This is a genomic window from Sphingobium indicum B90A (assembly GCF_000264945.2).
GTDB lineage: Bacteria > Pseudomonadota > Alphaproteobacteria > Sphingomonadales > Sphingomonadaceae > Sphingobium > Sphingobium indicum.
Window position 1 is genome coordinate 1946147 of sequence record NZ_CP013070.1, and the last position, 22953, is coordinate 1969099.

A 22953-nucleotide genomic window follows, 5' to 3' on the forward strand; every position below is an offset into this window, starting at 1 on the left:
GCGGCATTTGACGTAGATCCGGATGCAGGCCGGAGGGGCGCCGCGCGCCGCCCTTGGGGCGTTGGCGGTCAATACGTCAAACGTCCACCCTTTCGGCGACAAGGCGCATTGAACGCGGATTTTTTCTGGAGATAATGATCGGGGAGGAGACAAATCTTGTTCGGTCCCACGTTCGACCCCGACATCGGCAGGCAGGCCGCCCGGATCGCTTCCGGTCCTTGTGCGGTGCCGAACAGCCTGCGCAGCCATGGCGAGTTGCGGCTCGCTTTCGGGCAACGAAACGGGCGGACCGTGATGAAGGACAGTTATCAGGCAGGCTGCCTGCGCGCCCGCATGCCGCGCCGCGACGAAGGGGGACGGCCATGCGCCGTGCTGATCAACACGGCGGGCGGCCTGGCGGAGGGCGACAGCGTGCGCCAGTCCGTCCGCTGGGCGGCGGAGACCAGCGCCACCGTGACGGGCCAGGCGGCGGAGAAAGTCTATCGCGCCCTGTCCCATGGCTGCCGGATCTATACGCAATTGCGGGTCGAACAGGGCGCCGACGCGGAATGGCTGCCGCAGGAAACGATCCTGTTCGACCGCGCCCGCCTGGCCCGGGAGACGCGCATCCTGCTCGATGCCGACGTGACCTTCCTGGGGCTGGAGGCCGTGGTCCTGGGCCGCGCGGCGATGGGCGAGCGCATGGCGCACGGCGCGCTCGGCGACCGGATGCGCATCTACCGGAACGGCCGGCTGATCTATGCCGACGCGCTGGCGCTGGAAGGGGATGTCGACGCGATGATGCGCCGCTCCGCCATCGGCGGGGGAGCAGGCGCGATGGCCGTCATCGTCCACGCCTCCGCCCGCGCCGCCGCGCTGCTGGAGCCGGTGCGGCAGGCCCTGGCCGAACCGGCCGGACGCGCCGCCGCCAGCGCGTGGAACGGCCTGCTCGCCATCCGGCTGCTCGCGCCGGACGGCGCGGCGTTGCGCGCCGACATCATGGCGGCGCTGATGGCCCTGCGCGAGGGCCGCCCCCTGCCCCGCGTGTGGAGGTGCTGAGATGCTGCTGACCCCGCGGGAGAAGGACAAGCTGATGCTCGCCATGGCGGCGATGGTCGCCCGGCGGCGGCTGGAACGGGGCGTCAGGCTCAACTATCCCGAAGCCGTCGCGCTGATCTCCGACCATGTGCTGGAGGGCGCGCGCGACGGGCGCAGCGTCGCCGACCTCATGGAGGCGGGCGCCCATGTGCTCAGCCGCGCGCAGGTGATGCCCGGCATCGCAGAGATGATCCCCGATGTGCAGGTCGAGGCGACCTTTCCGGACGGCACGAAGCTGGTGACGGTGCATGACCCCATACGATGACGTCGTTCCCGGCGAGCTGCTGCCCGGCCCCGGCGATCACATCCTGAACGCGGGCCAGCCCGTCACGCGCCTTGCCGTCGCGAACAGCGGCGACCGGCCGGTCCAGGTCGGCAGCCACTATCATTTCGCGGAGGCCAATGACGGGCTGATCTTCGACCGGCAGGCCGCGCTGGGCCAACGGCTGGACATTCCCGCCGGGACGGCGGTGCGGTTCGAGCCGGGGCAGACGCGGGAGGTCGACCTCATCCCCCTGCGCGGCGGCCGGACGGTGATCGGCTTTCAGGGCAAGGTCATGGGGGCGCTGGACTGATGCCCTATGCCATGCCCCGCGCCGCCTATGCGGACATGTTCGGCCCGACGACGGGCGACCGCCTGCGCCTTGCCGACACCAACCTGATCATAGAGATAGAGCGCGACTGCACGATCCTGGGCGAGGAGGTGAAGTTCGGCGGCGGCAAGGTGATCCGCGACGGCATGGGCCAGAGCCAGATCACCAATGCGGCGGGCGCGGCGGATACGGTCGTCACCAACGCCGTCATCATCGACTGGACCGGCATCTACAAGGCCGACGTGGCGCTGAAGAACGGGCGCATCGCGGCCATCGGCAAGGCGGGCAATCCCGACATCCAGCCCGGCGTGGACATCGTCATCGGGCCGGGAACGGAGATCATCGCGGGCGAGGGCAAGATACTGACGGCGGGCGGCATCGACGCGCATATCCACTATATCTGCCCGCAGCAGGTGGAGGAGGCGCTGAGCAGCGGCGTCACCACCTTCGTCGGCGGCGGCACGGGGCCGGCGACCGGCACCAACGCGACCACCTGCACGCCGGGGCCGTGGCATATCCAGCGGATGCTGCTGGCGGCCGAGGGCTTCCCGATCAACCTGGCCTTCGCGGGCAAGGGCAATGCGAGCCGCCCCGAAGCCATCGTCGAAATGGTGGAGGCCGGGGCCGCCGCGCTCAAGCTGCATGAGGATTGGGGCACCACGCCCGCCGCCATCGACTGCTGCCTGTCGGTGGCGGACCGGATGGACGTGCAGGTGATGATCCACACCGACACGCTCAACGAAAGCGGCTTTGTCGAGGACACCATAGCCGCCTTCAAGGGGCGGACCATCCACGCCTTCCATACCGAGGGCGCGGGCGGCGGCCATGCGCCCGACATATTGAAGCTGGCGGGTTTCGCCAACGTGATCCCCAGCTCCACCAACCCCACCATGCCCTTCACGGTCAACACCATCGACGAGCATCTGGACATGCTGATGGTGTGCCATCATCTCGACCCGTCGATCCCGGAGGATCTGGCCTTCGCCGAAAGCCGCATCCGCAAGGAAACCATCGCGGCGGAGGATATTCTGCACGACATGGGGGCGCTGTCGATCCTCTCGTCGGACAGCCAGGCCATGGGCCGGGTCGGCGAAGTCATCACCCGCACCTGGCAGACGGCGCACAAGATGAAGGCGCAGCGCGGCGTCTTGCCCGGCGACAGGGCGGACAGCGACAATCTGCGCGTGCGGCGCTATGTGGCCAAATATACGATCAACCCCGCCATCGCGCAGGGCATGAGCCGCGAGATCGGATCGGTGGAGGTCGGCAAGCTGGCCGACCTCGTGCTCTGGTCCCCCGCATTCTTCGGCGCGAAGCCCGATCTGGTGCTGAAGGGCGGGATGATCGTCCACGCCATGATGGGCGATCCCAACGCCTCCATCCCCACCCCCCAGCCCGTCCATGCCCGCCCGATGTTCGGCGCCTATGGCAAGGCGATGGCGGCGAGCTGCATCAGCTTCGTCAGCCAGGCCGCGATCGACGGGGAAGTGGCGGGACGGCTGGGCCTGGCGCGCGCGGTGCTGCCGGTGGTCGGCACGCGGGGCATCGGCAAGAAGGACATGAAGCTGAACGACGCGCTTCCCGACCTGCGCATCGATCCGGAAACCTATGAAGTGCATGCCGACGGCGAATTGCTGACCTGCGAACCGGCGGCCGAGCTGCCGCTGGCGCAACGTTACCACCTCTATTGAAGGCCCGTTCCATGAACGCCCCGGTGAACCGCATCCTCTCCATCATCCCGCAGGCAAGGGACGGCGTCGACGGTCCCTGGGCCGACAGCGTCCGGCTGGACCATGATCTGCGCAACCGGCGGCGCATGGTCTATACGACGCAGGGCGGGCGCGGCATCCTGCTCGACATGCCGCGCGCCGTGCATTTGCGCGACGGCGACGGGCTGGCGCTGGATAGCGGAGAGCTTGTTCGCGTGGAGGCCGCGCCCGAACCGCTGATCGAGATCACGGCGCCCAACATGCCACTGCTGCTGCGGCTGGCCTGGCACTTGGGCAACCGGCACCTGCCGACGCAGTTGCTGGGCGACGGGATGCGCATCCGGCACGACCATGTGATCGCGGAGATGATCGAGGGGCTGGGCGGACGCTGCGAACATGTGCTGGCGCCCTTCGATCCCGAAGGCGGCGCCTATGAGGGTGTCGGCCATGGGCGCCATCATCATGACGGCGGGGATCATCACCGCCACGAGCATGCGCATGGATGAAGGCGCGCTGTTCGACCTGATGAGCTGGATGTCGCCGGCCTGGCCGATCGGCGCCTTCGCTCATTCGGGCGGGCTGGAATGGGCGGTGGAGGCGGGCTTCGTAACGGATCGCGCCAGCACCGCGGACTGGATCGGCGATCTGATCGCCCGCGGGTCGGCGCATAACGACATGGTGCTGTTCGTCCATGCCTGGCGCGCGGCACGGGCGGGCGACCGGGACGGGTTGCTGGAGATTGCCGACCTTGGCGCGGCCAGCCAGACGAGCCATGAGCGGAGGTTGGAGGCGACGGCGCAGGGCGGGGCGTTCCGCCGGATCGCCCTCGACGCGACGGGGGCCTCCGCCTTCGACAGGCTGATCGAGGGGATCGAACCCGACGATCTCGTCTACCCGGTCGCGGCGGCGGCGCTGTTCGCCTGCCATGGCATCGCGCTGCGGCCCGCCGCGACCGCCTATCTGCACGGGCTGGCGGCCAATCTGGTGTCCGCCGCCCAACGGCTCGTGCCCCTGGGGCAGACCGACGGGCAGCGCGTCATGCTGGCGCTGCGGCCCGCGATCATCGCCGCCGCCGCGCAGGCTGCCGACCTGCCCGACGGCGACCCCTTCCTGGCCATGGGATCGGCATGCTTGATGGCGGACCTCGGCTCCATGGCGCATGAAACCCAATATACCAGGCTGTTCAGGACATGAGCGACATATTCGATTCAGATCATTTCGGCCATTCAGGCCCTCTGCGCGTCGGCATCGGCGGCCCGGTCGGCTCCGGCAAGACGGCGCTGATGGACGCGCTGTGCAAATATTTCCGCGACGCTTATGACATCGCGGCGATCACCAACGACATCTACACCAAGGAAGATGCCGAATTCCTGACCCGCGCCGGGTCTCTGGCGCCCGAACGCATCCTGGGCGTGGAAACCGGCGGCTGCCCCCACACCGCCATCCGGGAGGACGCATCGATCAACCTTGCCGCCGTCGGCCAGCTCGAACGGCGCTTTCCCGCGCTGGACCTGATCCTGATCGAAAGCGGCGGCGACAATCTGGCGGCGACGTTCAGCCCGGAACTGGCCGACATCACCATCTATGTCATAGACGTGTCGGCGGGCGACAAGATCCCGCGCAAGGGCGGCCCCGGCATCACCCGGTCGGACATGCTGGTCATCAACAAGATTGACCTCGCGCCCCTTGTCGGCGCCAGCCTGGAGGTGATGGACCGCGATGCGAGGAAGATGCGGGGGGATCGCCCCTTCGTCTTCGCCAATGTGCGGGCAGGACAAAGCGTGGCGGACGTGGCGAATTTCATTATCAAGGCCGGTGGCCTGGAACGGAAGGGAGCATGATGATCGGAAGCATGAAGGGACGCGCGATCGTTGCGGCGGCCGTTGCCGTCCTTCCCACCGCCGCTTGGGCGCATCCGGGGCATGGCGAGCAGGGATCGGCCTTCCTTGCCGGTTTGCAGCATCCGCTGACCGGCTTCGACCATATGGCTGCGATGCTGATGGTGGGCCTGTGGGCGGGCATCGCCCTGCCCCGCCATATAGGAGCGCCGCCCCTGGCCTTCATCGCCTGCATGCTGGCGGGTTTCGGCTGGGCCGCGGCGGGCGGCGCGCTGCCGCTGGCGGAGGGCATGATCGCCACGTCGCTGGTGGTGCTGGGGCTGGCCCTCTGCTTCGCCGTGCGGGCGCCGCTCACCGTCGCGCTCGCACTGGTGGGACTGTTCGCCCTTGCCCATGGCCATGCCCATGGCGCGGAACTGCCGCATGGCGCCGTCGCCTGGCGGTTCGCGGCCGGGTTCGCGCTGACGACGGCGCTGCTGCACGGCGCGGGCCTTGCCGTCGCCCGCTTCGCCGGCCGTCCGGTCAGCCGTTTCGCGGGCATGCTGGGCGCGGCGGGCGGCGTGCTGCTGCTGGCGACGGGCTGAACCATGGCGGGGGGCGGCGCTTCCAACCTTCCGGGCCGCATCGTCGCCAAGCGGCAGCGCGTGGTCGGAACCCGCCGCATCTATAACCAGTGGGTCAACAACCAGACGCTGGAAGATTATGCGCTGCGCTATACCGCCCGGAAGGCGCGGCGCTGGTCGCCCGCCTGGGTCGCCAACACGGCGCTCGGTTCGGTCGCCTTCCTCGCCTGCGAAGCGATCGGGGCGACGGTCACGGTCGCCTACGGCTTCGACAGCACGGTCCTGGCGCTGCTGATGGCGGGCATCATCTTCCTGATATCGGGCCTGCCCGTCTGCTATTATGGCGCGCGCTACAATGTCGACATGGACCTGCTGACGCGGGGGTCGGGTTTCGGCTATCTCGGCTCGACCATCACCTCGGCGGTCTACGCTTCCTTCACCTTCATCCTCTTCGCGCTGGAGGCGGTGATATTGTCGGCGGCGCTCAAACTGTGCTTCGGCATCCCCCTGCCCATCGCCCATCTGATCAGCGCGCTCATCGTCATCCCCATATCGGCCTATGGCTTCGCGCGGATCAGCGCCTGGCAGAACTGGACCCAACCGATCTGGCTGATCCTGCAATGCGCGCCGCTGCTCTATTTCATCGGCAAGGGGCAGGATGGGCTGGCGCTATGGACCGGCTATGCCGGGACGTCCCCCGCGCCGCCGTCGCTCCGCTTCGGCCTTGCCCTTGCGGTATTCCTCTCTCTGCTGCCCCAGATCGGCGAGCAGGTCGATTATCTGCGTTTCCTGCCGGACCGGGAACAGGCAGGCAAAAGGCGCTGGTGGACGGCGCTGTTGCTGACGGGGCCGGGATGGATCGTGCCGGGCGCGATCAAGATCCTGTTCGGATCCTTCCTGGCGGTCATGGCGCTGGGCGCGGGCATGGGCGTGGGCGACGCCACCAACCCGACCATGCTCTATTACATGAATTTCGGGGCGCTGCTCCATTCGCCCATGGCCGCGCTGATGCTGACGGGGCTGTTCGTCGCCATCTGCCAGATCAAGATCAACGTGACCAACGCCTATGCAGGCTCGATCGCTTCCTCCAACTTTTTTTCCCGGCTGACCCACCGCCATCCCGGCCGCGCGGTGTGGCTGGTGTTCAACGTGCTGATCGCGCTGATGCTGATGCAGGGCGGCATCCAGAATGTGGTGGAGCGCGTGCTGGCGCTCTACAGCAATTTCGCGGTCGCATGGTTCGGCGCGGTCATCGCCGACCTGATGGTCAACAAGCCGCTCGGCCTATCGCCCAAGGGCATTGAGTTTCGCCGCGCCTATCTGCACGACATCAACCCGGTGGGCGTGGGCGCGATGGTCCTCTCCCTCCTCATCTCCACCGCCAGCTTCAGCGGCATGCTGGGCGAGGACGCCCGCGCCGTGTCGCCCATCATCGGCCTTGCCACAACCTTCATCGCCGCGCCGCTGCTCGCCTGGGCGACGGGCGGGCGCTATTATCTCGCCCGCCCGGTCGACATCCTTGCGCCGCAGGAGCATCGCTGCATCCTTTGCGAAAACAGCTTCGAACCTTCGGACATGGCGCATTGCCCGGTCTATCAGGGCAATATCTGCTCGCTCTGCTGCACGCTGGAGGCGCGATGCCATGACGCCTGCAAGCCGCCGCAAAGCTGGACCGCCCAATTGGCGCAGGCGATGAGGCGGATCGTGCCGTGGACGCTGAACGACATCGTCTACCTGCGCATCGTCCGCTTCCTGGGCGCCTATGGCCTGACGGCGACAATCATTTCGGTCGTGCTGGCCGTCACCTATTACCAATCCGTCGGGCAGGGCAGCGATGGCCGGACGGTGGCCCGCATCCTGTGGACGACGCTGGGCGGCATGCTGATCGTCGGCATCTTTCCGACCTGGTATCTGGTGCTCAGCCGCGAAAGCCAGCGGGCGGCCGAGGAGGAATCCGACCGGCAGACCAGCATGCTGGTCGATGAGATAGAGGCGCACGCCCGCACCGACGCCGAACTGCAACGCGCGAAGGAAGCCGCCGACGCCGCCAACCTGGCCAAGAGCCGCTTCATCGTCGGCATCAGCCACGAAATCCGCACGCCGCTCAACACCATTTCCGGCTATGCCCAGTTGCTGGACAAGGATCCGGCGCATCTGGCCGACGCGGTCCGCGTGATCCGCCGCAGCGCCACCCATCTGACCGACCTGATCGACGGGCTGGTCGACGTATCGCGGATCGAAAACGGGTCGGTCCGCATCCAGCGCGCCCCGGTCAACCTGCACGACCTGCTCCACCAACTGGGCGACATGTTCCGGCTTCAGGCGGCTGCGCGGGGCATTCAGTTCTCCCACAGCCGCGCCCCCCATCTGCCGCAATGGGTCTATTCCGACGAAAAGCGGCTGCGGCAGATATTGATCAACCTCATCTCCAACGCGATCAAATATACGCCGCACGGGTCCGCCTCCCTCGCCGTGCACTGGCGCAATCCGGTGGCGGAGTTCGAGATCAAGGATAGCGGCGTGGGCATCGCCGCCGACGACCTGAAGCGCATCTTCGAACCGTTCGAGCGGATCAACGCGGTGCCGGGCCAGCCCGGCGTCGGCCTGGGCCTGACGATAACGCGGCTGCTGGCGGACATCATGGGCGGACAGGTGACGGTGGAAAGCCGGCCCGGCGCGGGCAGCGTCTTCCGCGTCAAGATGTTCTTTTCCGAAGCGCCGGGCGCCGATCGCAAGGCTGAAAGCGCGGCGGTCGCGCCAGGGAACGCAGGCATTCCCCGCACGATCCTGGTGGCGGACGACGATCCGGCGCATCTCGATCTGGCGCGCGGGATATTGTCGCCCTTGGGTTGCCGCCTGGTTTTCGCGCAGGACGGCGCGGAGTGCCTTCGCCTCTATCGGGAACATCGGCCGGACCTGATCCTGCTGGACATCGCCATGCCGCGGATGAGCGGCTGGGACGTGGCGCGCGCGATCCGCGGGCAGGAGCAGGACGAGGATGTGGGCATCCTGATGGTGTCGGCCAATGTCCACGACTTTCAGCGCCCGCGCCAGATCGACGATCCGCATGACGACTATCTGCTCAAGCCCTATGATGTGGAAGAGATGCGCGACCGGGTGCTGACACTGCTCGGTCCGGCCGCGACGGTCGACGGGACGGAGCCGTCATGACCGCGAAAATCCTGATCGTCGATGACGATCCCGACAGCCGGGACATGCTCCGCCGCATGGTGGAGGGCGAGGGTTGGGACGCCATCCTGGCCGCGTCGGGAGAGGAGGCGCTGGCCCTGGCGGAGGGGGCCGACCTGGTCCTGATGGACGCCGTGATGCCGGGCATGGGCGGCTTCGACGGTTGCCGCCGGCTGAAGGCTGAACCCGCGACGGCGCACCTGCCGGTGATCTTCATGACCGGCCTTACCGAAACCGCCGATGTCCTGCGCGGGCTGGAGGCGGGCGGGGTCGATTATGTGACCAAGCCGTTGGTGCTGGAGGTTCTGGTCGCGCGCATCGCCGTCCATCTGGGCAACGCCCGGCTCGCGCGCCGGGCGTTGGCCGCGCTGGACCATGCGGGCGGGCGCATCATGGTGGCCGACGAAGCGGGCGGGATCAAATGGGCGACGGACCAGACCCGGCAATTTCTCGAAGAATTGGGGCCAGCCGTCACCGCCCAGGTCGAAAGCGCGATGCGGACCCTTGCCGCCCGGAGCGCCCCCGGCCAGCGTTCAGTCGTCATTCCGATCGATGGCGGCAGGCTGACCGTTACCGCAAGGGGCGAAAATGGGGCGGGCGAAGCCATGTTCCATCTTTCCCGCACGATCGAGGATGGCGAGATAGTCGATCTTCAGGAGGCCTTCGGCCTGACCCGGCGCGAGGCGGAAGTCCTGTTGTGGATATCGCGCGGCAAGTCCAACCGGGATGCGAGCGAGATACTCAACATCAGCGCGCGTACCGTGAACAAGCATCTGGAACAGATTTTCGTGAAGATGGGCGTGGAAAACCGGGCTGCCGCCGCTGCCGCCGCCACGCGGGTGACCTTGGATGCTTCCGACCAAAGATGAGGCGTTAAAACGGCTGGCTCGCCAGCCACATGGTGGAACATGATCGAAGGGTCGACGACGACCCATTCAAGCTGACGAATAATTCAATGGATCGTTCGGTCAGCACAGTTCTGCCGGACTTGAGGACAATTATCGGACGTTCCTTGCCAATGATTGCGAACCGCGGGATGGACTCTGACAGGATCAAGAATTGCTCCTCCCAATGGCTTGACCAAGCCGCTGCAAGAACTGGCGGCGCATCGCGACCCGCTACGACAAAACCCGAGAATCCTATCTGGGCTTCGTCGCACTCGCCTCAGTCAAACTATGGATACCCTTTGTCCACGAAACCTAAAGGTGACTTTCCAGTTCGGAAAACGGTCGCGAGAGGATGTGGTAAAGTTCGTTGGCGGCAAAGCCTGCAGCAATGAGAGCAAGGACTACGAACACACCAAATTGGAATGCCGCTGACCAACGTCGGCTATTCTCCAATTGGCGCGCAATGCGAGCATCTGCGTCCGCTCTTGGCTGAGCTCGGCGTTCATAGGATGATTCGGGATCATTCGCAGATCGGGGACGGGAAGCCAAGCGGGGTTCATTGATTATGGCAGCGATGTCGAGCCTGCCCTGCGCCTGAATCCCGAAAAAGCGATCTTTCCGCCAGACGACCCGCCCTATAATCGTCTGTCGCCCACGCCGGATCTCTATATAGGTGCCGCGCTCAGGGGCTTCGTCAGATGCCACGAGTGCGCCACCGGAGGACAGATTATGAATGACCACTTCGATCCAGGACTGGCCCACACGCATCCGCGCCGGAATCAACACCGGATGACGTGTCTCACGAGGTTTGTAGCCAATCTGTAACGCCTTGAGCACGCGCCAGCTTCTCCCAGATCTATCGCTCCTAAACTATCATGGTGAAAAAAATGCTAAGAAGGGGCGAGTATAGGTCTGCTTCCGGGAGCATGGCGTCAGGTCCCGATGCATCACCCCACCAGCTTCGGGTGGTGGCACCCGGTTAGCCAGTCAGGGCTATCTCGATCGCCGCTGCCGCATGAATCGCGGTCGTGTCGAAAATTGGCACCTGACTGTCTTCAGGCCGGACCAACAGCATTATCTCGGTACATCCCAGGATTACCGCTTGTGCGCCATCTTCGACCAGGCGGGCTATGATCGCGCGGTAAGCATCACGCGATGTCGGCAAGACCTTCCCTGCGACCAACTCCTCATAGATGATGCGGTGGACGGTGGCGCGGTCCTCGTCGTTTGGAATTATGACGCTAAGGCCATGCTGATCGGCGAGCCGCCCCTTGTAGAAGGCATGTTCCATCGTGAATGCGGTGCCGAGCAGCCCAACCTTGCTGAAGCCGGCCGCCTTGATGCGCTCCGCGGTGGGATCCGCGATGTGGAGCAGCGGCACGTCGACCGCCGCCTGAACATCGGTAGCCATGCGGTGCATAGTGTTGGTGCAGATCAGCAATAGGTCCGCACCACCCGCTTCGAGGCGTCGTGCCGCATCAACCATGCGCGCCGTCAGACCCCGCCAGTCTCCCTTATGCTGCAATTCCTCGATTTCCGCGAAGTTGAACGACCATAGGAGGCACCGGGCCGATGCGGTCGGACCCAGCCTTTCGCGCACCCCCTCATTGAGGATGCGGTAATATTCGGCGGAGCTCTCCCAGCTCATGCCCCCGATCAGGCCGATCATCTTCATGTTGGACACCTTCCACCAGTTTCGGCGTACCCTATGGGTTTCGAGAGCCGTGTCACGTTCTCTCTGAGAGACTATGTCAGAACGCGGCCGTAACGATGGACGGCCGAGCTTCGATATGATTCCGAGGGGTTGCGACACCAACCTTGGAAGCCATCATGTGAAACCCGACCGCCCGTGCGCATCATAGCCGCGCGCAGCTTCGCTATGGAAGCGAAGCGAACTGCCAGCCGCTCGATCTGATCGCGTGTGAAGCAAGCGATTCGCGTGTCGTTCGACGCGGCTTCGAGGAAGAAAGCTGGATCGGCCGGCCAAATCCGAGGAAGTCTCCAGCAACGGCCAGATCGATGATCTGTCTTTGGCCGCTGCGCCGAATCGCAAACTTGCGAACGGCCCCGGCAAGCACGTATGCCACCGTGCCGCACGCTATTATTGCCTCGCACGATTGGTTCTGGCGCCAGCGTGTCTCGCGCGCGGCCGTCATCAAGGCTGCACTACCTCACACATCCCTGGGATTCATGACGCCTGCCGAATTTGCTTCATCGGCCGGGGTTAACCCCGGTCGATGAAAAGCCGGATCTCTCATTCTGGCCGGTGGCAGAACTGGGATAGGGTCATTACGTCAGTCGCCAGTAACCTCGCCCTCATCATCCTTCAGCTGGACTGCCACGCGATGCCACCGTGCAGCTTGGATCAATTTCTCAATTTCATATAATAGGCTCCGGCCTTGATCGGTTTTGTCATTATCATCGTTAGGATCATCGGCGAACAGGGCTTTCGCCTGTCCAGCAAGGTTGATCAATTGCGCATAATCCTCCTCCCCCAGTTTCTTGCGCACCTTTTGCGCACCTTCGGTCAATGCATGAAACTCACTGTCGATATTCCGCTCCGGAAATACCCCCGATTTGTCGATGAAGGTAGGCGCTCCCAAAAACATGGACCCCAGCAGATCATAGATTTCGCTGAGGGATGCAGGAATATAAGGATCAGGATTATGGTAAGAGCTAATGAAAGGATCGCTCATCGCTTCGCCTCCGGTCGGGTGATAATGTAGCTACTCTCGGCCCCGATCTGACGAAGACGAATGATGACCACATGGGTCGGACGAAAATCAGCATCGAAAAAGCCGCGCACCTGCGGCGTTCGCAAGGTCTTTTGCGTGAGTGTAACATCGTAGGCGATATTGCCGACACGAATATCGGGAAGCCGAAAACTCAACTCACTGCCGGAACTGTCATTCTCTCTCCTGTTCACGCGCACTGGCCCTTTCCCGGCCGCATCAATGCCATATTGATGGTAACGCCTACGCAGGTCGCTCCGGACCCGTCGATCAATGAAATTGCCCAGTGCTTCCTGCTCCGAAAGGCGAATATTCAGCCTGCCTGCACGTAACAATTTGATACCCTCCGCATAAGCCTGATCAACTCTCTCCTGGACAAAACGGAGCGTTTCGACCTGCAATGGACGCACTTCGTTCCCGGTTCTTAGAAATGCTACAGCTTGATCGAAGCGCAGCGTGTTCAATTGGTTGACCTGGCCGTGCAATGTCTGAGGGAAACCAAGACTATCAAACCGATAATTAGGATCGACAGCTCGGATTTGGTTAATCAACTGGTTCGACCATTCGCGCGTCAGTTCGGCGGTCAGTTCTTGTGCAGGACCAGCAATATCGAAGAGGCTGTCGGCAAGCGCGACAATCGCCCCTCCGGGCTGGCCTCGCAAACCGGGCACAGCCTGCTGCAGCGTCATAGGATCCTGGAATGCCCGAATATTGCTTCCGCGCGGGACTCTCGGCACGCGAGGCAACGATGCAAGTACAATAGCGGCATTACTTTCGCTTGACCGATACACAATATCTTGGGGCGGCGCGGATCGGCCTTCGGCGGGCAGGACATTCAAGCCGCCGCCAACCTGACCACCGGCGACCGTCGCCACACCCTCCGTGCGAGTAGCATCTCGCCGACCAGGTGAAACTATTACTCGACTCAGCGAGCGCGACCCGCCCGGCGCGAAAGTGAATTGCCCGTTTCTAGGATCGTGATAGGGATTGAATTTAACTTCAATGTCGCCGTGGTGTTGCGCAACCGGCCAACTTCCGGTTCGCAACCAAATGGCATATGCATGCCGATACGTTTCCGATGATATCTCTATCATCCACCCCGATTTGCTATCACGGTGGGAGCATATCAGCAACATTTTCCAACAAGTCAATGCCAATCGGCCTCTATGCCAAACAAGATGATACGCGCTCCGGCTCCCAGTTTCAAAAACCGATGATGAGCATGTCCAGTGCGGCACCAATCGCGTCCGCCTCAGAACCGAGCGATTGCACTATTTCTCCTATTTCGCGGATAGGGACACTCGCAGCAAACTGCGTAACCATCACAAACCGCACGCCTTCCACCTCGAATATCGGATTCAACCGCGCGGCAGGTTTGGGGGCTCGGTCAATCGGCAGCAGCGGGACGACAAGGCGCGTGTTCAGATCGCTGAGCAGGTCCGCCTGACAATCGAGCACAAAGGGACCGCCACTCTTCTGGCGGTACACATCGAATTTCGCCATCAGAATTGGCGGTGCCTCGTTAAAGGCAAGCCATTCTGCTCAACGTAATCATTTGAGCTTGCTAGCGCAGAAGCGTTTTCCACCCTCCATAGCCGCCCCCGCTCCTTGGCTATCTGCTCGATCAATCCTACCTCGCATGCACGCGAAATGTTGAGACCCAGCCTCTTCGCCTCCGCCACCAGCGCTATATCGAGAGACACATTGGTCGGCTTACGGGCCTGCCCAGCAAATTCATGCTCATACCTGCCCATTGCAGCCTCCTTTCATACGTATAAATATGCGCATTCCGTGCCACTCCGTCAACCAGCAAGCGAGCAGGAAACATAACCGCAGTTATCGAACACGACCCCCTTTGCCGACCGCGCACACCAATCTTTATGCCCACCTGCGGCTCAACGGGTCGCTTCGCGACGAACTGCTCAACGGCGAGTCTTCTACAGCTTCGCGGAGGCCAAGGTGCTGATCGAGCATGGCGGCGGCATTACAACACCGTTCGCCCGCACAGCCGCCTGGGCTACCGACCACCGGCACCAGAAACGGCGACACCGCCATATCCGGCCTCCGGTTCCGCTTCGCTCCACCTCCGTCCGGATATGGCGGCGATGGGCTTAATCCACTAGCAAACCAATCGGTCCACTCGGTGGGGGCAGATCAATCTCCCCGTGCTTATCGTGTGCTTATCCACGCTCATTCATGGGAATGGGCTGGTCTGGAATGCTGCTAAGCGCTTGAAAAACTGGTGCGCTTACGTGACTCGAACACGTGACCCTCGCATTACGAATAACATTTCTTCATATAACATACTGAATTTACAGTATTTTTCTTTGTTTTGCCCCTCTTTGACAAACAAACTGATCCAACTTTTCTTTATGAAAATCAGTCAGTTATGAGGCAAAATCGCAGTCCATTTTGACCCCAATAGGGTCACGGCATAACAGATGCTCTTTCACCGACAAAAACCTCGAAGATGGATTGAGAATAAAATATCGAGGCTTTTCAACGCTGCCGTCAGTAAGGTAGCTTCCGCGTTCAACTGCCCACTCTATGGGATGAATTGAACGGGGGCTTCGTGAGCGACACATTATCGACGTTAAAAAAGGAACTCGAAAAGCTGATTTCTCAGGTCGGCTCTTCCATTCCAAACGATGAGCCCTTTGGCAACGCACACAACAACTGGAGCTTCCCCGGTCTCACGCGTGTCGAGTTGATGGAAGATGCACAGTCAGTCTTAGACTCTATCACCGATCACGACGAAGCGAATCTTGGTGAGGCCGAGTCTCGTCTCCAGGATTACATTCGTCGACTACAGCACCTTCGCCAAACAACAGTTGGCAACATTTGGGGCAATGCAAACCAAGGTGTTGCTGCCTATGTTCTGACGCTCAACGGTTTGCGAAATGCTTTAAAGCCGATTTTAAAGAGCGATGATGGGTCGGATGCCTCGAAGGCATTGCGCCAGCTGAAAACACGCATCACGAGCATGGAGGCACGGTTAAGGGATCTGGAGCCCCGAACTGGATCGCTCGGTGAAATGGTCGATCAAATCGAAAATGCGTATGATGCTGCTGACCGTTTGCCAGAAACGATGGAATCTTTAGCAGAGTATCGGCAGAAAATTTCGGACATCGAGAGAGCCGTCTCCAAAGACCATGCTCACATCGAGACGTTGCGTGAGACGGCAGAAGCCAATGAGAAGAATCTCATCTCACTCAAGGAAAATGCCGAGGGAATTTTGGCTCGTTGTGAAACGGCCTATTCAGCCGCTACCAGCGTTGGCCTTGCGGCCGCCTTTAGCGAACGGTCCGATTCGCTTTCTGGTTCTATAAAATATTGGGTTGGTGGACTGCTCATTGCGCTCGTTGCGGCCTGTGGACTGGGCATCTACCGAATTGTCGAACTGTCTGACATTATCAAGACCGCTCCTCCTGTGACTGTCGCGCTGAATGTGCTGATCTCTGTATTCGCTGTGGGTGCGCCAGTGTGGTTTGCTTGGCTTGCAACCAAACAGATCGGCCAGCGATTTCGTTTAGCAGAAGACTACGCTTTCAAAGCATCGGTTTCCCGTGCGTATGAAGGGTATAGCCGTGAAGCAGCAAGGGTCGATAAGGAGCTTGAAGCAAGACTGCTGGCATCAGCCTTGAATCGTTTGGATGAACTGCCGCTTAGAGTAGTCGAAACACACAGCCACGGCAGCCCCCTGCATGAGCTTGCATCGTCAAAGATAGTGCTCCAAGCCATCAAGACGATCCCCGGCTTTGCAGACGAGGTTAAAAATCTCGCCACTCAAACGTTGGCCACAGCCGGAACGGTTGCAGTCGCGGCAACGAAAATTCGGAGCAAAAAGAAGGCGGTCGACGATACACCCATCGAGGAAGCCGCAGAATAATTTGACGAAAGGAGGTGACAGCAATTGCTGTCACCATCTCTGACAAATTGGCGACGATAGCGGTAGGCAAAAGCTTGTATTAGCCGTTGTCCGAACAGATGGCCCAGTGGACCGCGTGGCAACCAACAAACAGGAGGTTGTCCATGTCTCTGCTTTCTTCGCTTACTCTCGTCCAGTCCAATGCCACCGAAATGCGGACCCGTGGCATCAACACCATGCGCCAAAAGCTGATTGACCGGATCGGCGATCAGATCGCACTAGCGCAGGCATCGGAAACCGGGAAAGGCTATCAGCGAGTAAAATATCGCCGCGTCCGCGATGAAGCGAGCGACGAAGTTACGGAAACGCCCGTTCGCACCCGCGTCCGTCCGTGGTGGCTGGAGGACAAGGATGGGACGATTATCGTCTGGATCAAATATGGGAATCAGACGCTGGAGCTTGCCAAGGGCAAGACCGCCATCCGGGTCAAGGACCGGCAGGAATTGGTCAAAACGTTCGAGACTGTGCGGGAGGCTGTTCGTGCCGGTGAGTTCGACACGCACATCACCAATGCTGTTGGCACCTTCAAGACCCGCTTTGGCAAATGACATTTGGGCCGAAATGCTCCCCTCATGCGAGGGGAGCCATTTCTATCAGATCAGATTAGCAGCACATTTTCGCTCAAAATCTTGCCAATATCTGGCCTCCTCCACTATGCCATCGGCCATATGCAGAGCAGCATCCAAGCTCCGCGCATTATCGAACTCCAAACTGGAAGCATCGACACTCGCTTGGAAGGCATCGATCATATCGAATGTTCGATCACCGCTGGTAGATATGGCATGCGACAGCAGAAGACCAAGCGCATCCTTCATCGCATGAAGCTGGCCCTCCAGCCGCTCAATCTGAGCGTGGGCGATATTTCGTAAAGATGTTTCGTGGATACTCATGCCCGCTTGCCCTCCGCCTCGAAGACAAACGCTCTTGGCGGCTGTTCAGCTATCCACACGTGATCGTGCATGTCGATCACCTCGCCCTTGTAGCTAATAGAATTGATGAAGCCGCCCCAGCCAGTCTGGACGATATTCAGGTCCATCAGATCAGGATCGAATGGGCTGCTATCCTCAATTATGAATGTGCCAGAGCCAACGCCGAAAGTCCGACCAGCGGCATAGCGACGGCAGGGTTCTAGCTGGAAGAAACTCCGGTCATCCACTTGGTTGATCGGCCAGCCGGTCTTTCCCGGATCTTGTGCAAAGTGCAGCAGCAAATCGCCGTCGGGAGACAATGCTCTAATCTCCACGCGACCTTCGAGTTCTATCCCGCCGACAGAAGCGACGTTGCAAATGCATCCCCAGTTTTTCTGCGACCGGCGCGGGTTAATCGGCGTGCCATCCAGCCGTTGATCGACGCTCAGTTCCTTCTCGAAAATATGCACCCCGAACGCTTCGACGTCTTGCTTTTCCCAGTAGGTCGCCACGTCATTCCTAATTTTGTCTAGCTTCACCAAACCGGCACAGCCAGTGATGTGAATCTGGGTGCGGCTGGATCGCGTTTCGAATGGGAGAACGGGCGGCTGAGAAAGCAAATTAAGATCTTTAAACATAATTAGATGGTCCTATTTTTAAAAATTACACAATTAATTTTCGGTCGCCGAAAGGGGCATGCAGAGCTTTCCGTTAATCTCAATTGCATCCAAGAAGCAGCCGCCATGACGAACATAAGCGACTGGGTTAAGAATGAAGTCGCCCCAATCGATCGCCTCCTCCATCTCAAACTGAAACTCCAAAACGACGCTTTGCCGTTCGTTGAAAGCAGCGACACCGTGCTTATCGACCCACCCACCGGCCATGGGCTCGACATTGAAGGCGAAAGTCTGGATGCAATCGCCCTTGTCATTAAAGATGCGGCCCTCGTGTTCATGGCTCAAATCTACCCCCATGATGAAGGGAAGCGGGGTTGAGGTGGCCGGATCAAAGCTATTTTGCTCCTGAGAAGCCCAGACGGGCTCGACCATAGGCAGGCCACCCTGTCCTGCGATGCAGACGTGATAGGCGTAGGTGTTGGCATTACGAATCATTGTTAAACTCCGTCAGTAAACCCAATGGGTTAGATTGGGTGGGTTTGGATTAAATTGCCCTTAAAGGACGGAGGCTCAATATCATTGGTTTTAATTCGCGCAAGATGAATTTTAATTCTGCCCTAAATTTTTTTTGGGATTGGATTGAAGGCTGCCCATCCGCCTGTTAAATTCCGCTTATGGAAAGCACAGTAGACGTTCTTGCGGCGCTTAAGCGCAAGCTGTCAGAGGAACTGGATCACGCGATAGCGAAGGTCGCAGCAATCGAGGCCGAAATGGCAGCCGTCGAAGCAGCTCTTGCTGCGATCCCACAGATAGAATCTGTCGAGAAGGCTGCCACGCCGCCGAGCGGTGGGCGGAAGATGAGCGTAAAGGCAATGGTGCTGGACGCATTGGAACGTCATTTCCCGCAGGGAGCATCCGCGCTCGACCTGCTGGAATGCTTCGCTAAGGAATATGGCCGGGATGACGTAGCAAGGACGAGCCTCAGCCCGCAGCTGACGACTCTAAAGAATGACGGCAAGATTGCCCGCGACGGCATGGCATGGATACTGGTGAAACATGACTGATCGTAACGCGCCAACCACGTGTCCGAAATGCGGGCGGTTCGCACTGGAATGGCATGTGTCGGACGTGCCGTTACATGATTATAGAGTCCAGTGCGGACCTTGCCGCAAATTCGCCGGATGGAAATCGGAGGCGCAGCTCACCATTCAGCGGACCATAGCTGACGTGACGATCATCCCCCTGCCTGAGCCAGGGCCTACGCTGGACGAATTCTTCGCTTAACGATCGGCTATGGCGAGGAGGACGGGAATCATAGATCGGGGAATTTGGAAGCTCCTCCCCCTGCCCGGACAAATTTGGTCCCAGAGCGAATATAGCTTTCTCGAATTCCAGCTTTCTCGTCAACGACGTCGAAACCCTTATCACGTCGGATGTTGATTATCTTGCCCTCCAACTCAACGGGCTTTTCCCCGTTGCCGGGGATGGCATCCTTATTTGAATAATATACGGGAATGGCGTCAGACCGCGCCGGCCCTTCCGGGCGGAGTTCTATCAGGTCTACCCATCCAGACCAGTACCCTCCGTTGCCATCGCCATCCTCGATATAGATCGCCGGATATGTGGTGAAACTACCAGTGACAGTAATCTTCTCAGGCGGCAGGCCCATGTCACTCGTATAAATTTCTTCGAATTTGCCTGACGACAAGAAGCGGTCGCCGTCGTGTTTGAGGTAATATATTCGGATTCCACCAGCGGCCGCATGGCCCGTTTCTTTCACCGTGAGGTTCGCCAACAGGACCGCGCCGAACGGCATGTGAAGAAGTTGGCGTGGCGTCACATAGGCAGGAGACCCATGATCCGTCTCCACCGTGAACATGGGCGAACGCCCCGTTGCCGCAGTAAACGCCGAGATCAACTGTTTGTCCGTCAGGTCATAGGCGGTAGCAGATAGCACAGCATCGTTTGGCCCTGCTGCATCGGCATTCTCTGCTGGTTCTGCGTGAGAACGGCGGAGCAATATTCGACCACGGTAGCGGCGGGATAGTCCTGCTGCGGGCGGCGTAAAAGTCGTCCACCTTGAAGCCTTTCTGCCGAGTCAGGGAGGTGTGGGGATCTACAGCGTGGAACTTTATCTTCAGGTCCGTCTGGCTTGCGCGGATGGCATGAGCCAACGGGCGGCGGCGAAGCGTTTCAATGTGTCGCGCGAAACGGTACGCAAGATGCTGTCGTTTTCATCGCCGCCGGGTTACCGGCGCCAGTCCGTACCGCAGCGCCCGAAGCTGGACGGGTTTGTGGCGATCATTGATGGATGGCTTGAGGGTGACCGCAGTGTCCCGCGCAAGCAACGCCATACGGCGAAGCGGGTATTCGACCGTTTGCGCACCGAGCATGGTTTCACCGGCGGCTATACGATCATCAAGGATTACATCCGGGAGCGCGAACAGCGCAGCCGGGAGATGTTCGTGCCGCTGGCGCACCCTGCGGGAGATGCGCAGGCCGATTTCGGGGAAGCGCTGGTGGAGATCGGCGGGGTGGAGCAGAAGGCCTACTTCTTCGCGCTCGATCTGCCGCACAGTGATGCCTGCTATGTGCGGGCCTATCCGGCGGCGGTGGCGGAGGCCTGGGTGGACGGACACGTGCATGCCTTCGCGTTTTTCGGCGCGGTACCGCGCTCGATCGTCTATGACAACGATCGCTGCCTTGTGACGAAGATCCTGCCCGACGGCACGCGGCAGCGTGCCACGCTGTTCAGCGCTTTCCTGTCACATTACGTGATCCGCGACCGCTATGCTCGCCCGGGCAAGGGGAACGAGAAAGGCAATGTGGAGGGGCTGGTAGGCTATTGCCGGCGCAACTTCATGGTGCCGATCCCGAAGTTCCCGACCTGGGAGGCGTTCAACCTGTGGCTGGAGGAGCAATGCCGCAAGCGCCAGCAGGACAAGGTGCGCGGGCAGAGCGAGACGATCGGTGAGCGGCTGCAGCGCGATCTCGCGGCCATGCAGCCTCTGCCCGCTACACCCTTCGAGGCCTGCGATCAGAAAGGCGGGCGGGTCTCCTCGCAATCCCTGGTGCGCTACAGGACCAACGATTATTCGGTTCCGGTGGCCTGGGGCCATCAGGAGGTCTGGATCAGGGCCTATGTCGATGAGGTGGTGATCGGCTGCCGCAGCGAAGTCATCGCCCGTCATCCTCGTTGCTATGCCCGCGAGGAGGTTGTCTTCGACCCGCTCCATTATCTCCCGCTGATCGAGCAGAAGATCAACGCATTCGACCAGGCTGCGCCTTTGCAGGGCTGGGACCTGCCCGAAGCGTTCACGACACTGCAGCGGTTGATGGAAGGGCGCATGCACAAACATGGCAGGCGCGAATATGTGCAGGTACTGCGCCTGCTGGAAACGTTCACCCTCGCCGATCTCCAGGCGGCGGTCGAACAGGCCATCGATCTTGGCGCCATCGGCTTCGATGCCGTCAAGCACCTCGTCCTGTGCCGGATCGAACGCGTACCGCCCAGGCTGGACCTGGACGTCTATCCCTTCCTGCCACGCACCACGGTCGAGAAGACCTTTGCCAGAGCCTATCTGAGCCTGCTCTCCGACCGGCAGGAGGCCGCATGAGCGATCAGGCCCCGGAGATCCTTCTCGCTCACCATCTCAAGGCGCTCAAGCTGCCTACGTGCCTGCGTGAGCATCACAAGCTCGCGCGGCAATGTGCCGCTGAAGGCGTCGATCATATCCGCTTCCTCGCCCGCCTCGTCGAGATGGAAATGATCGACAGGGAGCGTCGCATGGTCGAGCGGCGCATCAAGGCCGCGCGCTTCCCCGCCGTCAAAAGCCTCGACAGCTTCGACTTCGCCGCCATCCCCAGGCTCAACAAGATGCAGGTGCTCGAGATGGCGCGCTGCGAGTGGATCGAGCGGCGTGAGAACGCCATCGCTCTGGGGCCATCAGGCACCGGAAAGACGCACGTAGCGTTGGGGCTCGGACTGGCAGCATGCCAGAAAGGACTGTCGGTGGGCTTCACCACCGCGGCAGCGCTGGTCAGCGAAATGATGGAGGCCCGCGACGAGCGCCGTCTTCTGCGCTTCCAGAAGCAGATGGCCGGATACAAGCTGCTCATCATCGACGAACTGGGCTTTGTGCCGCTCTCCAAGACCGGCGCCGAACTGTTGTTCGAGCTGATCTCCCAGCGTTACGAACGCGGCTCCACCTTCATCACCAGCAACCTGCCCTTCGACGAATGGACCGAAACCTTCGGATCTGAGCGTCTCACAGGCGCGCTCCTCGATCGCCTGACCCATCACGTCAGCATCCTCGAGATGAACGGCGAAAGCTATCGCCTCGCGCACAGCCGGGCCCGCAAGGCCAAAACCAGACCCTGAAAATTACACCAATGCCGGGGGGAGTGGCCCTCGGGCTACGCCCTCACGCCACTCCCCCCGGCATGTAACACGATGGCCTGGTTTTACGCCGCCGAATGGCCGACTTTTGCTCCGCCGTTGACAATGTCGCCCCATTTGAACTTAATTTCCTGCGCTTGATCCATCCCTTTAGCTCTGATTTTTGTCCACAGAGTGAACTTCTTCAGGCTGACAGCACGATCCGTTCGCAGAAATTCCTCTGCTCTTCCGATAACCGTTTCAGCTGTCAGCGGCCCGTCTCGGCGCGCTTGAAAAAGTGCCCTACGAAAGAGCCGAATGGCTGCTGAACGTCGCAGCGCCGGTTTAACGATAAAGGCGTCCGGAAGGATTTCCTGCAAATAATTTGTTGCGCGAAAGCCAGGAAAACTGAGGCCGCCTCCCTCCAGCACCGTGGAACTGCTTTCGAAGTCATCGAAGAACGCCTGCAGCTGTTCGTCCGACACAAGCTTAATGTTGCGCTTTATCGCCATGGCCGCCCGTATAGTATCAGCT

Annotated in this window: 26 protein-coding genes and 2 pseudogenes; 17 read left to right on the top strand and 11 right to left on the bottom strand. The window is 61.0% G+C overall.

Going from position 1 to position 22953, the window contains the following annotated elements; genetic code table 11:
- Nucleotides 1-156: 156 nt before the first annotated feature.
- The 11 genes and pseudogenes from SIDU_RS09485 to SIDU_RS20010 form a co-directional block, all read left to right on the top strand.
- Nucleotides 157-1038, top strand: a complete 882-nt coding sequence (locus SIDU_RS09485) for an urease accessory protein UreD (protein WP_007686332.1) — start codon at nt 157-159, stop codon at nt 1036-1038.
- Nucleotide 1039: 1 nt separating this feature from the next.
- A complete protein-coding gene (locus SIDU_RS09490; protein WP_007686330.1) occupies nt 1040-1342 on the top strand; it encodes an urease subunit gamma in 303 nt (100 codons plus the stop codon).
- Nucleotides 1326-1652, top strand: coding sequence for an urease subunit beta (locus tag SIDU_RS09495; RefSeq protein WP_007686328.1), 327 nt, complete (start codon nt 1326-1328; stop codon nt 1650-1652). The genes SIDU_RS09490 and SIDU_RS09495 overlap by 17 nt, the downstream gene beginning before the upstream one ends.
- A complete protein-coding gene (gene ureC / locus SIDU_RS09500; RefSeq protein ID WP_007686326.1) occupies nt 1652-3361 on the top strand; it encodes an urease subunit alpha in 1710 nt (569 codons plus the stop codon). The genes SIDU_RS09495 and ureC overlap by 1 nt, the downstream gene beginning before the upstream one ends.
- 11 nt (nt 3362-3372) lie before the next feature.
- On the top strand, nt 3373-3885 hold the full coding sequence (locus tag SIDU_RS09505) for an urease accessory protein UreE (protein ID WP_007686324.1): 513 nt from the start codon (nt 3373-3375) through the stop codon (nt 3883-3885).
- Nucleotides 3827-4573, top strand: a complete 747-nt coding sequence (locus tag SIDU_RS09510) for an urease accessory protein UreF (protein WP_007686323.1) — start codon at nt 3827-3829, stop codon at nt 4571-4573. The genes SIDU_RS09505 and SIDU_RS09510 overlap by 59 nt, the downstream gene beginning before the upstream one ends.
- Nucleotides 4570-5220 (top strand): urease accessory protein UreG, encoded by a 651-nt coding sequence (gene ureG, locus SIDU_RS09515; protein ID WP_007686321.1) that lies wholly within the window; start codon nt 4570-4572, stop codon nt 5218-5220. Before SIDU_RS09510 ends, ureG begins: the two co-directional genes overlap by 4 nt.
- Nucleotides 5217-5801, top strand: a complete 585-nt coding sequence (locus SIDU_RS09520; protein ID WP_007686319.1) for a HupE/UreJ family protein — start codon at nt 5217-5219, stop codon at nt 5799-5801. Before ureG ends, SIDU_RS09520 begins: the two co-directional genes overlap by 4 nt.
- Before the next feature lie 3 nt (nt 5802-5804).
- Complete coding sequence (locus SIDU_RS09525) at nt 5805-8951, top strand: hybrid sensor histidine kinase/response regulator (RefSeq protein ID WP_007686318.1); 3147 nt, start codon at nt 5805-5807, stop codon at nt 8949-8951.
- Nucleotides 8948-9838 carry a response regulator transcription factor gene (locus SIDU_RS09530; protein ID WP_007686316.1) on the top strand — a complete coding sequence of 297 codons (891 nt, stop codon included), beginning with the start codon at nt 8948-8950 and terminating at the stop codon, nt 9836-9838. Before SIDU_RS09525 ends, SIDU_RS09530 begins: the two co-directional genes overlap by 4 nt.
- Before the next feature lie 214 nt (nt 9839-10052).
- A pseudogene (locus SIDU_RS20010) lies at nt 10053-10172 on the top strand (IS5 family transposase); the annotation flags it as partial.
- Here the strand turns inward: SIDU_RS20010 and SIDU_RS09535 are convergent.
- The 6 genes from SIDU_RS09535 to SIDU_RS09560 all read right to left on the bottom strand — a co-directional run bounded on the left by SIDU_RS09535 (nt 10169) and on the right by SIDU_RS09560 (nt 14342).
- A complete protein-coding gene (locus SIDU_RS09535; protein ID WP_007686313.1) occupies nt 10169-10693 on the bottom strand; it encodes a PilZ domain-containing protein in 525 nt (174 codons plus the stop codon). The pseudogene SIDU_RS20010 and the gene SIDU_RS09535 overlap by 4 nt on opposite strands.
- 142 nt (nt 10694-10835) lie before the next feature.
- On the bottom strand, nt 10836-11531 hold the full coding sequence (locus tag SIDU_RS09540; RefSeq protein ID WP_007686311.1) for an aspartate/glutamate racemase family protein: 696 nt from the start codon (nt 11529-11531) through the stop codon (nt 10836-10838).
- Nucleotides 11532-12150: 619 nt separating this feature from the next.
- Nucleotides 12151-12552 (bottom strand): hypothetical protein, encoded by a 402-nt coding sequence (locus SIDU_RS09545; RefSeq protein WP_007686310.1) that lies wholly within the window; start codon nt 12550-12552, stop codon nt 12151-12153.
- Complete coding sequence (locus SIDU_RS09550) at nt 12549-13463, bottom strand: hypothetical protein (RefSeq protein ID WP_233431811.1); 915 nt, start codon at nt 13461-13463, stop codon at nt 12549-12551. The genes SIDU_RS09545 and SIDU_RS09550 overlap by 4 nt, the downstream gene beginning before the upstream one ends.
- A 328-nt stretch (nt 13464-13791) precedes the next feature.
- Entirely contained in the window at nt 13792-14091 is a 300-nt protein-coding gene (locus SIDU_RS09555; protein WP_007686306.1) for a CcdB family protein, read from the bottom strand.
- The gene (locus SIDU_RS09560; RefSeq protein WP_007686304.1) at nt 14091-14342 is read right to left on the bottom strand and encodes a type II toxin-antitoxin system CcdA family antitoxin; all 252 of its coding nucleotides are present in this window, start codon (nt 14340-14342) and stop codon (nt 14091-14093) included. The genes SIDU_RS09555 and SIDU_RS09560 overlap by 1 nt, the downstream gene beginning before the upstream one ends.
- Before the next feature lie 143 nt (nt 14343-14485).
- Between SIDU_RS09560 and SIDU_RS19870 the strand changes: the two are divergent.
- From SIDU_RS19870 to SIDU_RS09575, 3 genes and pseudogenes are all read left to right on the top strand, one after another.
- Nucleotides 14486-14711 (top strand): annotated as a pseudogene (locus SIDU_RS19870) (integrase core domain-containing protein); the annotation flags it as partial.
- A gap of 449 nt (nt 14712-15160) precedes the next feature.
- The gene (locus SIDU_RS09570; RefSeq protein WP_025771727.1) at nt 15161-16477 is read left to right on the top strand and encodes an AAA family ATPase; all 1317 of its coding nucleotides are present in this window, start codon (nt 15161-15163) and stop codon (nt 16475-16477) included.
- Nucleotides 16478-16620: 143 nt separating this feature from the next.
- Nucleotides 16621-17064: a DUF6641 family protein gene (locus SIDU_RS09575; protein ID WP_007686300.1), complete on the top strand. Its 444-nt coding sequence runs from the start codon at nt 16621-16623 to the stop codon at nt 17062-17064.
- Between the two features lie 45 nt (nt 17065-17109).
- Here the strand turns inward: SIDU_RS09575 and SIDU_RS19290 are convergent, their stop codons facing one another.
- From SIDU_RS19290 to SIDU_RS09590, 3 genes are read right to left on the bottom strand one after another with little or no spacing between them, the layout of a single operon-like run.
- Complete coding sequence (locus tag SIDU_RS19290; protein WP_129965714.1) at nt 17110-17406, bottom strand: hypothetical protein; 297 nt, start codon at nt 17404-17406, stop codon at nt 17110-17112.
- A complete protein-coding gene (locus SIDU_RS09585) occupies nt 17403-18062 on the bottom strand; it encodes a hypothetical protein (RefSeq protein ID WP_007686298.1) in 660 nt (219 codons plus the stop codon). Before SIDU_RS09585 ends, SIDU_RS19290 begins: the two co-directional genes overlap by 4 nt.
- 33 nt (nt 18063-18095) lie before the next feature.
- Nucleotides 18096-18536, bottom strand: coding sequence for a hypothetical protein (locus tag SIDU_RS09590; RefSeq protein WP_007686296.1), 441 nt, complete (start codon nt 18534-18536; stop codon nt 18096-18098).
- Between the two features lie 179 nt (nt 18537-18715).
- Between SIDU_RS09590 and SIDU_RS09595 the strand changes: the two genes are divergently transcribed.
- Complete coding sequence (locus tag SIDU_RS09595; protein ID WP_007686294.1) at nt 18716-19105, top strand: hypothetical protein; 390 nt, start codon at nt 18716-18718, stop codon at nt 19103-19105.
- A 248-nt stretch (nt 19106-19353) separates the two neighbouring features.
- Here SIDU_RS09595 and SIDU_RS09600 read toward each other — a convergent pair whose 3' ends face one another.
- Nucleotides 19354-20061, bottom strand: coding sequence for a hypothetical protein (locus SIDU_RS09600; RefSeq protein WP_148663251.1), 708 nt, complete (start codon nt 20059-20061; stop codon nt 19354-19356).
- Nucleotides 20062-20164: 103 nt separating this feature from the next.
- Between SIDU_RS09600 and istA the strand changes: the two genes are divergently transcribed.
- Together istA and istB are read left to right on the top strand one after the other, a co-directional pair.
- Complete coding sequence (istA, locus tag SIDU_RS09605) at nt 20165-21658, top strand: IS21 family transposase (RefSeq protein WP_011950768.1); 1494 nt, start codon at nt 20165-20167, stop codon at nt 21656-21658.
- A complete protein-coding gene (gene istB, locus SIDU_RS09610) occupies nt 21655-22422 on the top strand; it encodes an IS21-like element ISSsp5 family helper ATPase IstB (protein WP_007686288.1) in 768 nt (255 codons plus the stop codon). The genes istA and istB overlap by 4 nt, the downstream gene beginning before the upstream one ends.
- Nucleotides 22423-22505: 83 nt before the next feature.
- On the opposite strand, the gene SIDU_RS09615 is transcribed toward istB, so the two are convergent.
- Complete coding sequence (locus SIDU_RS09615) at nt 22506-22931, bottom strand: hypothetical protein (RefSeq protein ID WP_007686283.1); 426 nt, start codon at nt 22929-22931, stop codon at nt 22506-22508.
- Nucleotides 22932-22953: the final 22 nt, after the last annotated feature.

Bases quoted from the DNA above. Each gene is read 5' to 3' on its own strand.
- SIDU_RS09490 (WP_007686330.1), top strand. From the start codon at position 1,040: ATGCTGCTGACCCCGCGGGAGAAGGACAAGCTGATGCTCGCCATGGCG.
- SIDU_RS09495 (WP_007686328.1), top strand. From the start codon at position 1,326: ATGACCCCATACGATGACGTCGTTCCCGGCGAGCTGCTGCCCGGCCCC.
- ureC (WP_007686326.1), top strand. From the start codon at position 1,652: ATGCCCTATGCCATGCCCCGCGCCGCCTATGCGGACATGTTCGGCCCG.
- SIDU_RS09505 (WP_007686324.1), top strand. From the start codon at position 3,373: ATGAACGCCCCGGTGAACCGCATCCTCTCCATCATCCCGCAGGCAAGG.
- SIDU_RS09510 (WP_007686323.1), top strand. From the start codon at position 3,827: ATGGGCGCCATCATCATGACGGCGGGGATCATCACCGCCACGAGCATG.
- ureG (WP_007686321.1), top strand. From the start codon at position 4,570: ATGAGCGACATATTCGATTCAGATCATTTCGGCCATTCAGGCCCTCTG.
- SIDU_RS09520 (WP_007686319.1), top strand. From the start codon at position 5,217: ATGATGATCGGAAGCATGAAGGGACGCGCGATCGTTGCGGCGGCCGTT.
- SIDU_RS09525 (WP_007686318.1), top strand. From the start codon at position 5,805: ATGGCGGGGGGCGGCGCTTCCAACCTTCCGGGCCGCATCGTCGCCAAG.
- SIDU_RS09530 (WP_007686316.1), top strand. From the start codon at position 8,948: ATGACCGCGAAAATCCTGATCGTCGATGACGATCCCGACAGCCGGGAC.
- SIDU_RS09540 (WP_007686311.1), bottom strand. From the start codon at position 11,531: ATGAAGATGATCGGCCTGATCGGGGGCATGAGCTGGGAGAGCTCCGCC.
- SIDU_RS09545 (WP_007686310.1), bottom strand. From the start codon at position 12,552: ATGAGCGATCCTTTCATTAGCTCTTACCATAATCCTGATCCTTATATT.
- SIDU_RS09555 (WP_007686306.1), bottom strand. From the start codon at position 14,091: ATGGCGAAATTCGATGTGTACCGCCAGAAGAGTGGCGGTCCCTTTGTG.
- SIDU_RS09560 (WP_007686304.1), bottom strand. From the start codon at position 14,342: ATGGGCAGGTATGAGCATGAATTTGCTGGGCAGGCCCGTAAGCCGACC.
- SIDU_RS09575 (WP_007686300.1), top strand. From the start codon at position 16,621: ATGTCTCTGCTTTCTTCGCTTACTCTCGTCCAGTCCAATGCCACCGAA.
- SIDU_RS19290 (WP_129965714.1), bottom strand. From the start codon at position 17,406: ATGAGTATCCACGAAACATCTTTACGAAATATCGCCCACGCTCAGATT.
- SIDU_RS09585 (WP_007686298.1), bottom strand. From the start codon at position 18,062: ATGTTTAAAGATCTTAATTTGCTTTCTCAGCCGCCCGTTCTCCCATTC.
- SIDU_RS09590 (WP_007686296.1), bottom strand. From the start codon at position 18,536: ATGATTCGTAATGCCAACACCTACGCCTATCACGTCTGCATCGCAGGA.
- SIDU_RS09595 (WP_007686294.1), top strand. From the start codon at position 18,716: ATGGAAAGCACAGTAGACGTTCTTGCGGCGCTTAAGCGCAAGCTGTCA.
- istB (WP_007686288.1), top strand. From the start codon at position 21,655: ATGAGCGATCAGGCCCCGGAGATCCTTCTCGCTCACCATCTCAAGGCG.
- SIDU_RS09615 (WP_007686283.1), bottom strand. From the start codon at position 22,931: ATGGCGATAAAGCGCAACATTAAGCTTGTGTCGGACGAACAGCTGCAG.